Annotated in this window: 11 protein-coding genes and 1 riboswitch; of the genes, 6 read left to right on the top strand and 5 right to left on the bottom strand. The window is 37.8% G+C overall.

The window, feature by feature from the left end:
- Positions 1-9: 9 nt before the first annotated feature.
- The 4 genes from FQ204_RS01770 to FQ204_RS01755 all read right to left on the bottom strand — a co-directional run bounded on the left by FQ204_RS01770 (position 10) and on the right by FQ204_RS01755 (position 3699).
- The gene (locus tag FQ204_RS01770; RefSeq protein ID WP_144207844.1) at positions 10-789 is read right to left on the bottom strand and encodes an ABC transporter permease; all 780 of its coding nucleotides are present in this window, start codon (positions 787-789) and stop codon (positions 10-12) included.
- A gap of 2 nt (positions 790-791) precedes the next feature.
- Positions 792-1571, bottom strand: coding sequence for an ABC transporter permease (locus FQ204_RS01765; RefSeq protein WP_144207841.1), 780 nt, complete (start codon positions 1569-1571; stop codon positions 792-794).
- Positions 1564-2547, bottom strand: a complete 984-nt coding sequence (locus FQ204_RS01760) for an ATP-binding cassette domain-containing protein (RefSeq protein WP_144207838.1) — start codon at positions 2545-2547, stop codon at positions 1564-1566. Before FQ204_RS01760 ends, FQ204_RS01765 begins: the two co-directional genes overlap by 8 nt.
- 222 nt (positions 2548-2769) lie before the next feature.
- Complete coding sequence (locus tag FQ204_RS01755) at positions 2770-3699, bottom strand: FAD:protein FMN transferase (protein ID WP_144207835.1); 930 nt, start codon at positions 3697-3699, stop codon at positions 2770-2772.
- 296 nt (positions 3700-3995) lie between these two features.
- Here FQ204_RS01755 and nox point away from each other — a divergent pair, with 296 nt between their 5' ends.
- From nox to FQ204_RS01725, 6 genes are all read left to right on the top strand, one after another.
- Positions 3996-5369: a H2O-forming NADH oxidase gene (gene nox / locus FQ204_RS01750; RefSeq protein ID WP_144207832.1), complete on the top strand. Its 1374-nt coding sequence runs from the start codon at positions 3996-3998 to the stop codon at positions 5367-5369.
- 139 nt (positions 5370-5508) lie between these two features.
- A complete protein-coding gene (locus tag FQ204_RS01745; protein WP_144207829.1) occupies positions 5509-7065 on the top strand; it encodes a ClC family H(+)/Cl(-) exchange transporter in 1557 nt (518 codons plus the stop codon).
- Positions 7066-7259: 194 nt separating this feature from the next.
- The gene (gene guaC, locus FQ204_RS01740) at positions 7260-8243 is read left to right on the top strand and encodes a GMP reductase (protein WP_144207825.1); all 984 of its coding nucleotides are present in this window, start codon (positions 7260-7262) and stop codon (positions 8241-8243) included.
- Positions 8239-8334, top strand: a riboswitch (purine riboswitch). Its footprint overlaps the gene before it by 5 nt.
- A gap of 100 nt (positions 8335-8434) precedes the next feature.
- Positions 8435-9016: a xanthine phosphoribosyltransferase gene (locus FQ204_RS01735; protein ID WP_144207822.1), complete on the top strand. Its 582-nt coding sequence runs from the start codon at positions 8435-8437 to the stop codon at positions 9014-9016.
- Positions 9016-10281, top strand: a complete 1266-nt coding sequence (locus FQ204_RS01730) for a nucleobase:cation symporter-2 family protein (protein ID WP_144207819.1) — start codon at positions 9016-9018, stop codon at positions 10279-10281. Before FQ204_RS01735 ends, FQ204_RS01730 begins: the two co-directional genes overlap by 1 nt.
- A gap of 96 nt (positions 10282-10377) precedes the next feature.
- The gene (locus FQ204_RS01725) at positions 10378-11715 is read left to right on the top strand and encodes an MATE family efflux transporter (protein ID WP_144207816.1); all 1338 of its coding nucleotides are present in this window, start codon (positions 10378-10380) and stop codon (positions 11713-11715) included.
- Positions 11716-11782: 67 nt separating this feature from the next.
- On the opposite strand, the gene FQ204_RS01720 is transcribed toward FQ204_RS01725, so the two are convergent.
- Positions 11783-11983, bottom strand: coding sequence for a 4-oxalocrotonate tautomerase (locus FQ204_RS01720; protein WP_260843534.1), 201 nt, complete (start codon positions 11981-11983; stop codon positions 11783-11785).
- Positions 11984-12051 lie beyond the last annotated feature (68 nt).

Raw genomic sequence — 12051 nt, 5'->3', positions numbered from 1 at the left:
TTGTCAAGATTAGTTTCCTACGCTGGAGAATTTTTTCATTCCATATTTAAATAAGGTATAATTGATAGTAAAGACAATAAGTACTACCAGTGGAAGCAGTAAGCCAATCCAGCCTAAATTTAAAAAGTAAAGAGCTGGGAAATAGGAAGTAAAAGCATAAGGGAAGACGAAAATCAGTATCATTTGGATAAAGGTTGGATAAATCTTGATAGGATATTGCGCCATTTGATTGAGAGAGAAAATTCCCATTGTGATAGGGAAAGATTCGACAATCCAAAAAGCAAGAGCGGTTGGTCCTAATTGAATGGCAGCATAAAGCAAGCCAATACAAATACAGATGAAGACAAAGAGTAACAGATGAAAAAGATTCCAATGTAGACTGAGCAAATGATAGGCCTGATAGGTTGCAATAGCCCCCATAAGTGTTGTGCCAAAACCTTGTAGTTGCACGAGCTCACAAATTAACTGAAAAAGAGGGTTGACAGGCATAATCAGCACACGCTCAAACTCTCCTTTGCGGATATAGCGACTTCCAAACATCCAGAGATTGTCAAAGAAAATCAAGTGAATTGAACGTCCAATGGTTGCCATTCCATAAATAAAGAGCATTTGTCCATAGTTGAATCCCGCCACTTCCTTGATATTTGCAAATAAGACATTTAAAAAGATTAAATAAACAATCTGTTCAATCAAGGAAGAAACAAGTCCGATGAAAAAGTCCATTCGGTAAGACATGCTAGCAATCAAGTAAGCTTTGAGGTTATAAAAATAAATATTGATGTATTTCATCTTCAACCTCCTAAAATGACTAAACGGCGTTTAGCTTGATACCAAAGCAGAGCAATGAAAGCTGAAAGTATCGGAATCCAAGCTAATTGAAGCCAGAAGAGTTCAGTATTAACAGGTCTTTTCAAAAGGATATTGACAGGAAAATTAACAGCAAAGTTGTAAGGTAACAGTTTCAAAATGTTTGCAATATTTTCTGGATAAAAACTCAGTGGCAAAAGCGCTCCAGAAGCGAGTGAAAAAAGCCCGTTTCTGAGAATCAAAATTCCCCATGTATTGGTCGTGAAAAAAGCTGTTAAGCTAAAGCCTAAATCTAGTAAGAGGATAATAAATATTCCTAACAAACTGGAAAATAGGAAAAGCAAGCCTGTTTGCCAATTTGGAAGATAGAGCTGCCCTTGAACAAAAGGAATCACTAGTAAAATTGGAATGAATTTGACAATTTCAACGATTTTGACAGCAAAGTCTTGGAAAAAGAGTGAAGTAATTAAAGAGTAAGGATAAAGCAGCTCGCCGGTAATATTTCCATCAACAATCATCAAAGATAAATCTCGTCCAATGCTAAAACTATTTAGATTTCCCAGTAGATTCGCAAAGATAATATAGGTGGTAAAAGTTTCTAAAGTATAGCCATTGACTTGAGATTGGGTGAAAAATATGGTTTTCCAAACGAAAATAGAGACTAGCACTTGTATGAACGTACGAACCAGTGTTGCGACAAAGAAAGATTTATATTGAAGTTGTGTGATAAGGGCTAATCGTGTGATATGAATGTATTTACGCATCAAGCCCCTCCTCGTAGATCTGTTTGACAATATTTTCAATTGTCAGTTCCTTAATGGCAACGTCTTCGATTGCATAATGTTCAAAAATCTGATTGATAACTTGGGCGCTGGTATGAATATCTGTCTGATAATGGATATTGAAGTGGTAGGAGTCAATTTTCTCAAAGTGAAGACCGTTGATTTGGAAAGTTTTTTCTATAGGCATTTGCGTTTTAAAGGAAATTGTTTTGATTGTCGAAAACTTTTCTCTTAATTCTGCTAGAGTTCCGTCATAAATCTTTCTGCCCTTATCAATAATAAAAATTCGTTCACAGAGCGATTCAATATCCTGCATATCATGAGACGTAATGAGGAAAGTTGTCTGATGTTCTTTATTCATAAAGCGAATAAAGGAGCGGATTGTTTCCTTTACGCTGGCATCAAGACCAATTGTCGGTTCATCCAAGAAAACAATGGCAGGCTGATGAATGAAAATAGCAGCAAATTCACAGCGAACTCTCTGACCGAGTGAAAGATTGCGAACAGGTTGGTGAATAAAATCTCCAAGTTGCAACAGGTCAATCAATTGCTCCAAGCGTTCCTCAAAAAGTTTATCAGGAATGTCATAAATTTTAGCATGTAAGATAAAAGATTCCAGCACAGGAATATCCCAACGCAAATGTGATTTCTGCCCAAAAAGAACCCCGATTTGTTTGTTGACCGCTACGCGATGTTTCTGTGGATTAAGCCCATTGATTTCAACACTTCCTTGGTCTGGATAAAGAACACCTGTTAGCATTTTAATGGTCGTAGATTTTCCACTTCCATTTGAGCCAATATAACCGATAATTTCACCCTTTTGGACGGTTAATGAAATATTGCGTACGGCATGAATTTGTTTTTTAGCAGGGCGAAAAAAGGCTTTAATAGAACCTTTTAAACCTAATTCTTTCTCAACGATACTATATGTTTTATATAATTGATTGGCTTCAATCATTATCATCTCCTTGTGATAGAAAACGTTTGCAGACAGTAATTATTATAGCAAGTTCATGGTTTCTATGCAAGAGGATTTTATGAAAATGCTTTTTACATACAAAAAAGACTGAGATATCGACTCTCAATCTTTCTTTCATTGTAATAGCTGGTGATTGGTGGAACGTTTAAATTTGAGCCAACTAAACCGATGAGTTTTACAATCATCGCTTCCTTTCCAATATTAAAATAGGAATTCTGGCTTTAAGCCAGAAGTGTAAAATAATTGATTATCTTTTGTAATCCCTAGCGCTTCAATCTGTTCTTCTTTTTCGACTTGTCCTAAAATAGAAGCTGGACTTTCGCCAAATAATCGTGTTGTCCAAATTTCGCCATCTACAGAGCGATTAGACACAATCGTTAAACTAGCGACATCTGTCTCAACGGGATAACCAGTTTTGCTGTCAAGAATATGATGATAGGATTGCCCTTGTTTTTCCAGAGTTCGCTCATAAATCCCAGAAGTTACAACGGATTGATTTATGATAGGAAGAATAGCCAGATTATTTCCGCGTGTTAATTTTGGGTGCTGAATTCCAATCCGCCAAGGACGCTTAGAAACTTGGTTGATTCCTAAGGTCAATACATTTCCACCTAGGTTGATGAGAGCAGAAGTCACTCCTTCATTTTTTAAGAATCCCATCACTTTATCGGCAATATAGCCTTTTGCAAGTGCTCCGAGGTCAATTTTCATTCCTTTATTTGCTAAAAAAACACTAGAAGAAGCAGAATCTAGTTTAATAGAAGCGGGATCTATTAAAGAAAGACAATGTTTTATTTCTTCTGGATGAGGAATTTTTGCATCTGGAAAACCAATTCGCCATGTTTGAACAAGCGGGCCGATAGTAATGTTTAAATGACTATTTTGAGCTAAACTATGCTGTTTTCCTAACTCAATCAACTCAAACAAATCAGAATGCACCTGAACCCATTGCCGTCCAGCTTGATGATTGATTTGCATCAACTCAGAAGTATCATCGTTTGCACTAAAGCGTTTCTCATACAGAAAAAGGAGATGTACAACCTCATCAAGCAATGAGTCGGCTTGAGGGTGAAGGATTGAAATCGTAATCGTCGTGCCCATTAAATAAATGGAACGAGAACTGAAATCCACCGTATCACATCCCTTCTATCAATAAAAATATATGTCTATTATAACAGATAGATAACATTTTCACAAACTTATTCCTAAGAATTTTATGACAACTTCAACAGAGTTGTCTGCCCGTAAGAAAAGATGAGAACTTGAATTTGAATACATTGAGAGTAGAAATGAAATCATTCATGAAAAGTTCTATTAAATTGATACAAAATGTAATATTTTTCAGTTTTATGAGCAAATATATTGTAAACGCTAACACCTAATGTTATAATGTTTTAGTAAATTAAAATTAAGGTAGGAATTGCTCTATGAGTAAAATTGTTGTTATTGGTGCCAACCACGCTGGTACAGCTTGTATCAATACGATGTTAGACAACTTCGGAAATGAAAATGAAGTTGTAGTTTTTGATCAAAATTCAAACATTTCCTTCTTAGGATGCGGAATGGCACTCTGGATTGGAAAACAAATTGACGGTCCAGAAGGTCTGTTCTATTCAGATAAGGAAAAGCTTGAAGCAAAAGGTGCTAAAGTTTACATGGAAAGCCCTGTTTTGTCGGTTGATTATGACAAAAAAGAAGTGACCGCACTTGTAAATGGTCAAGAACATCTTGAATCTTATGACAAATTGATTTTTGCGACTGGTTCACAACCAATTATCCCGCCAATCAAAGGTGTTGAAATTGTAGAAGGGAATCGCGAATTTAAAGCGACTTTGGAAAACGTTCAATTTGTAAAATTGTATCAAAACTCTGCTGAAGTAATCGAAAAGCTGAAAAACAACGAAGGTATCAATCGCGTTGCTGTTGTTGGAGCCGGCTACATTGGTGTTGAACTCGCAGAAGCTTTTGAGCGTCTTGGAAAAGAAGTAATCCTGATTGATGTGGCAGATACTTGCCTTGCTGGTTACTACGATCGTGAATTGTCTGACTTGATGAGTAAAAACTTGGCAGATCATGGCATTAAACTCGCTTATGGTCAAACTGTGCAAGCGGTTGAAGGTGAAGGCAAAGTTGAACGCATTGTAACGGATAAAGAAACATTTGACGTAGACATGGTTATTATGGCTGTTGGTTTCCGACCAAACACAGCTCTCGGCGCTGGCAAGATTGAACTTTTCCGTAATGGCGCATTCCTTGTTGATAAAAAACAAGAAACAAGTATTCCAGGTGTTTATGCAGTTGGTGATTGTGCAACGATTTATGACAATGCTCTTGATGAAATGAGTTATATCGCACTTGCTTCAAATGCTGTTCGCTCAGGTATTGTCGGAGCTTACAACGCAACTGGTCATGAATTAGAAGGCATTGGTGTACAAGGTTCAAACGGTATCAACATTTACGACCTTAAAATGGTTTCAACTGGTTTGACATTGGACAAGGCAAAAGCTGCTGGCTACAATGCAGTTGAAACTGGCTTTAACGACCTTCAAAAGCCAGAATTTATCAAACACGATAACCATGAAGTAGCTATTCGCATCGTATTCGATAAAGATACACGCGTCATCCTTGGAGCACAAATGGCTTCGCACGAAGATATTTCAATGGGAATTCATCTCTTCTCACTTGCAATCCAAGAAAAAGTGACTATTGATAAATTAGCGTTGACAGATATTTTCTTCCTGCCACACTTTAATAAACCTTATAACTACATCACAATGGCAGCATTGACAGCTGAAAAATAAAGATAAGATATTGAGTTTACAAACCAGTTTCGTATGAGACTGGTTTGCTTTTTTATCTGGATTTCATTCTCTAAAACAATTTCCACAAGCAATAAAAAATTATGCTAAAATAGAAAGAGAACATATTGGGGAGGAAATGATGTCTGTTCAGACAGAAAAAGGAATATCAAATACCAAGAAAGAATTTGCGTTTACTTCTAGTTCGATCATTCTGCAAGTTTCAAGAGGAATTTTAGTCGGGATTATCGTGGGTGCAATTGTCGGTTCTTTTCGTTTTTTGATTGAAAAGGGATTTCATATTGTTCAACATTTCTATCAGCAAGGGCATGATAGTATCATTGGGTTTGCTTCTATTCTGTTATTTTATGCTTGCGTGATTTGGATAAGTGCAAAATTAACGCTTTCAGAAAAGGATATTAAAGGTTCTGGAATTCCGCAAGTAGAAGCGGAGCTGAAAGGGCTGATGAGCTTGTCATGGAGGAGTGTTCTCTGGAAAAAGTATATTCTGGGTGTTTTAGCCATTGCAAGTGGCTTAATGTTAGGGCGTGAAGGTCCAAGTATTCAGCTTGGAGCAATGGGCGGAAAAGGAATTGCCAAACATCTTCATTTAAGTCCTGTGGAAGAGCGTTCTCTGATTGCGAGCGGAGCGGCAGCAGGGCTGGCAGCGGCTTTTAATGCTCCAATTGCAGGTTTATTATTTGTTATTGAGGAAGTCTATCATCATTTTTCTCGTTTCTTTTGGGTCTCGTCTTTGGCGGCAAGTTTGACGGCGAATTTTGTTTCGCTCATGATGTTTGGGCTGACGCCTGTATTAAATATGCCTGATAATATTCCTCTGATGGGACTGGGGCAATATTGGCTTTATCTGTTGTTGGGAATATTTCTTGGTTTTTCCGGATTTTTATATGAAAAAGTTGTTCTAGCTATGCCTCGTATTTACGATATGATTGGAGAAGTTTTGCACCTTTCTTCGCAATATTATCCTATTATAGCTTTCTCTTTCATTTTTCCAATAGGGTATTTTCTTCCACAACTTTTAGGTGGTGGCAATCAGCTGATCCTTTCTTTGACCAGTCAGCATTATTTGTTGCTGACATTGGTGATGTTTCTCATCATTCGCTTTATCTGGAGTATGATCAGCTATGGCAGCGGGCTTCCTGGCGGTATTTTTCTACCAATTCTGGCTCTCGGATCTCTTTTGGGAGCAATTGCTGGTGTCGTTTGTGTGCAATTGGGTTTTGCAACACAAGAGCAATTTCCTATTTTTATTATTTTAGGTATGAGCGGCTATTTTGGTGCAATTTCTAAAGCTCCGTTGACAGCAATCATCTTGGTGACTGAGATGGTTGGTGATATACGAAACCTCATGCCTCTTGGTTTAGTGACTTTAGTGGCATACGTTGTAATGGATTTATTGGGTGGAGCACCTGTGTATGAAGCTATGCTAGAGCGAATGCTTCCAGATAGTGTAGCAGATGACGGAGAGACGACGCTTATCGAAATTCCTGTCTCTGAAAAAATAGCCGGCAAGCAAGTTCATGAGCTGGAGCTGCCAATAGATATTCTGATTACCATGCAACATCACAATGGGAAAAATCAAACAGTGAATGGCAGCACGCGTCTTTATCTGGGAGATATGATTTATGTAGTCTTGAAAAAATCGGATATTGGGCGCATTAAAGATTTGCTCTTATAAAGAAGAGGGGGACCTCTTTTTTTGTTTGCAAAGAGAGAATTTTTAGATAATTTCCGAACAAAATACATCTATTGGTATCAATATATTGTAATTTCTGTACCTTGTGTTATAATACTAAAGGAAACGTCAGGAAAGACGTAGCGATGCAAAAGCATAGGTAGGTCATTTTTAGCATAAGATTAAAGGAGAATGACATGCTGAACGAATTTCCTATTTTTGACTATGAAGATATCCAATTGATTCCGAATAAATGTATCATCAAAAGCCGCTCAGAAGCAAATACGACCGTTACTTTTGGAAATCATACTTTTAAACTTCCTGTTGTTCCAGCCAATATGCAGACCATTCTTGATGAAGACGTGGCAGAGAGATTGGCTAAAAGTGGCTATTTTTATATCATGCACCGTTTTGATGAAGCTGGTCGCATTCCTTTCATTAAACGCATGCACAAGCAGGGGCTGATTGCTTCCATTTCAGTTGGCGTGAAAGACTCTGAATACGACTTTGTCAGTCAGTTGAAAGCAGACGCTCCAGAATACATCACGATTGATATCGCTCACGGTCACTCAGAAAGTGTGATTGAAATGATTCAACATATCAAAAAGGAATTACCAACGACTTTTGTAATTGCAGGAAATGTTGGAACGCCAGAGGCGGTACGTGAGCTGGAAAATGCAGGAGCTGATGCGACCAAAGTTGGCATTGGACCAGGGAAAGTTTGCATCACAAAAGTGAAAACAGGCTTTGGTACAGGAGGTTGGCAATTAGCTGCTCTTCGTTGGTGTGCAAAAGCTGCTCGCAAACCGATTATTGCGGACGGTGGTATTCGTACGCACGGCGATATTGCCAAATCCATTCGCTTTGGTGCTACTATGGTAATGATTGGTTCTCTATTTGCAGGTCATATCGAAAGCCCAGGTCAAACGGTTGAAGTAGATGGCGAACAATTCAAAGAGTATTATGGTTCAGCTTCAGAGTACCAAAAGGGAGCTTATAAGAATGTGGAAGGAAAGAAAATTCTTTTACCAGTTAAAGGACATTTAGCTGACACTTTGGTTGAAATGGAGCAGGACTTACAAAGTGCTATTTCCTATGCTGGCGGAAGAGACTTAGCTGGCCTTAAGCACGTAGATTACGTCATTGTGAAAAATTCCATTTGGAACGGTGATGCGCATTAACAATAAAATAATTACTTATTTATATTACGAATTTGGCGTAATGTTTCTACAAGACACCTAATGTCTAACAATAAGTAAGTCTTCAGCTTTCCTGCTATGTTTTTTAGTAAGGAATTTTGTATTCAGTTGGTTAACCAATTGTTTTAGGCTTGCTTTTGGCAAGCCTTTTGTTTTTTCTAAAAGGAGATTTTATGAAATTATTAGAAGAACGCATCCTAAAAGACGGAAATGTTTTAGGAGAAAATATTTTAAAAGTGGATTCATTTCTAACTCACCAAGTCGATTTCAACTTGATGAAAGAAATTGGGAAAGTGTTTGCAACCTATTTTCGAGCGGCCGGTATTACAAAAGTTGTGACAATTGAAGCATCTGGCATCGCACCTGCTATTTATACAGCAGAAGCATTGGGCGTTCCGATGATTTTTGCGAAAAAATCAAAAAACATCACCATGACGGAAGGTATTTTGACGACCGAGGTCTATTCTTTTACCAAGCAAGTGACAAGTACGGTCTCAATTGCAGGGAAATTTTTAAATTGCCATGATAAAGTGCTTATTGTCGATGATTTTCTAGCAAATGGGCAAGCAGCTAAAGGGCTGGTTGATATCATTGAACAATCAGGTGCCCATGTGGAAGCGATTGGCATTGTGATTGAAAAATCATTCCAAGAGGGAAGAAAGTTGCTAGAAGAAGATAAGCGAAAAGTCGTTTCGTTGGCTCGTATTCAAAAATTTGAAAATGGAAAAGTTGTATTTATGGAGGCTGATGCATAATGGAACTGAAAGAAGAAAAACACTCACAGGCAGCTGTCTTAGGTTTGCAGCACTTATTGGCAATGTACTCAGGATCAATCCTTGTACCCATTATGATTGCTGGTGCGCTAGGTTATTCGAGCAAACAGCTGACCTATCTCATCTCCACAGATATTTTTATGTGTGGTGTGGCAACGTTTTTGCAATTGCAGCTCAATAAATATTTTGGCATTGGCTTACCAGTCGTACTTGGCGTTGCTTTCCAATCGGTTGCGCCTTTGATTATGATTGGTCAAAAACACGGAAGTGGAGCCATGTTTGGAGCACTCATCATTTCTGGTGTCTACGTTCTTTTGATTGCAGGAATTTTTTCTAAAATTGCTAATTTCTTCCCAGCGATAGTGACAGGATCGGTGATTACAACTATTGGTTTGACACTTATTCCTGTTGCGATTGGAAATATGGGAAATAATAGTGAAAAACCAACTGCACAAAGTTTGCTGTTGGCTGCTGTTACGATTCTAATTATACTGTTAGTAAATATCTTTGCGAAAGGCTTTCTTAAATCCATTTCCATTCTGATTGGCTTAATTATTGGAACGATTATTGCTAGCTTTATGGGCTTGGTGGATTTTGCGCCAGTAGCTCAAGCCCCTCTTGTACATGTTCCAACACCGTTTTATTTTGGAATTCCTAAGTTTGAATTTTCGTCTATCGTCATGATGTGTATCATCGCAACGGTTTCTTTGGTAGAATCAACAGGTGTTTATTTTGCGCTTTCAGATATTACGAATGAAAAGTTAGACAGCATTCGTCTGCGAAATGGGTATCGTGCAGAAGGACTTGCAGTGCTTCTTGGCGGTATTTTTAACACTTTCCCTTATACAGGATTTTCGCAAAATGTTGGTTTAGTCAAACTTTCTGGAATTAAAACACGTCTCCCAATTTATTATGCAGCAGGATTCTTAGTCTTGTTAGGATTGGTACCGAAATTCGGAGCTTTGGCACAAATTATTCCAAGTCCTGTACTCGGTGGTGCCATGCTTGTCATGTTTGGTTTTGTTTCTGTCCAAGGAATGCAAATGCTAGCACGAGTTGATTTTGAACACAATGAACATCATTTCTTGATTGCCGCTGTGTCTATTTCTGCAGGAGTCGGTTTAAATGGAAGCAATCTTTTTAACAGTTTGCCAACTGGCTTGCAAATGTTTTTCTCAAACGGGATTGTTATGGCGAGTGTCATTGCGATTGTATTGAACCTTATTTTAAATCGTGACAAGAAATAAAGTTTGAAAAGGCTAGGAGATTTTCTCTTAGCTTTTTTGACTATTCTGAGTGCTTATAGTATAGTTAAGAGAGAAGGAATAATTTGAGGAGATTTTATGTACCAAGATCGCAATTTAAAAGAACGGATGACTCTATTTATTTCGATTTTTTTGCCAATTTTGATTTATCAACTGGCCAATTTTTCAGCTTCGTTTGTGGACACAACCATGACAGGGCAATACCATACTTTGCATTTGGCGGGAGTTTCAATGGCGACTAGCTTATGGAGTCCGTTTTTTACCTTTCTGACTGGTATTGTTTCAGCGTTGGTTCCGATTATTGGACACCATCTGGGACGAAAACAAGAAGAAAAAATCGCTTCTGATTTTTATCAGTTTATTTATTTATCTCTCGGCTTGTCTCTTCTTTTGTTTGGACTCGTTTTTTTAGGTGCACCGCTTGTTTTGTCCAATATTGGTTTAGAACCACTAGTAGCAGAAGTTTCTATACACTACCTCTGGTATTTGGCATTTGGAATTATCCCTTTGCTTTTATTTAGTGTTGTACGCTCTTTATTAGACGCATTAGGATTGACAAGATTATCCATGTACCTTATGTTGCTCTTGTTACCGTTGAATGCCAGCTTTAACTATGTTTTAATTTATGGAGCATTTGGCTTTCCAGAAATGGGCGGAGCAGGAGCGGGGCTGGGAACCTCGCTGGCTTACTGGGTGTTGTTAATCCTTTCAGTAGTAGTTGCTAAAAGACATCCTAGAATTAAAAAATATCAATTATGGAACATTCGACCTTTGGATAAAAAAGGATTGCAGGAAGGGATTCGTCTCGGTTTTCCTATTGGCGGAACTGTCTTTGCAGAAGTTGTGATATTTTCAGTCGTAGGTTTGCTCATGGCTAAATTTTCTTCGTTAATCATTGCCAGCCACCAATCTGCTATCAGCTTTTCCAATCTTATGTATGCTTTTCCCATGAGCATTTCTAATGCTATGGCTATTATCGTTTCTTACGAGATTGGCGCAAAACGTCCAGATGATGTCAGAAAATATTGTGTTTTGGGAAGATTGACTGCACTTGGGTTCGCTGTTTTCACGCTGACATTTTTATATCTTTTCCGTTATCAAGTTGCTTCGTTGTATGGAACGAACAGGGAATTTATTCGTTTAACGTCTATTTTCTTAACTTACAGTTTATTTTTTCAATTAGCAGATACTTTTGCAGCGCCACTTCAAGGGATTTTACGCGGATACAAGGATACAAAAGTTCCATTTTATTTGGGCTTGATTGGCTATTGGGGGGTGTCGTTACCAGTTGGGTTACTATTGGATCACATGACAAATTTAGGTCCCTTTGCTTATTGGATTGGTTTAATTTCTAGTCTGGTTGTTAGTGGCATTTTATACCAACTTCGTCTCAATCATATTCAAAAAAGAAATTAGATTTATACATCATTTATCATTCTGAATCAAAAAAGAATCTCAGATTTTTATCCAAGATTCTTTTTTGTTATTTTGTACGCATTTCACCTTGTGGGAAATAAGTCCCTTCTGGCATGTCGTTGATGATGACATGAACAGCAGATTGTGGCGCGCCAGTATTTTTTACAACAGCGGCAGTAACTTCTTTTGCAAGAGCTTTCTTTTGTTCTAACGTGCGCCCTTCAAATAAATCAATTCTGACAAATGGCATAATGTTTCTCCTTTTTATCTTTGATATTTTTATTTTATCATAAATTAGGTTTTAAAGCGTGTCAGAATATGGTAAAATAAGAAGTA

It is taken from the genome of Streptococcus constellatus (assembly GCF_902167705.1).
Classification (GTDB): domain Bacteria; phylum Bacillota; class Bacilli; order Lactobacillales; family Streptococcaceae; genus Streptococcus; species Streptococcus constellatus_A.
Note: the sequence above shows the minus strand (reverse complement) of the source record. Positions and strands in the feature narration are given on the sequence as shown.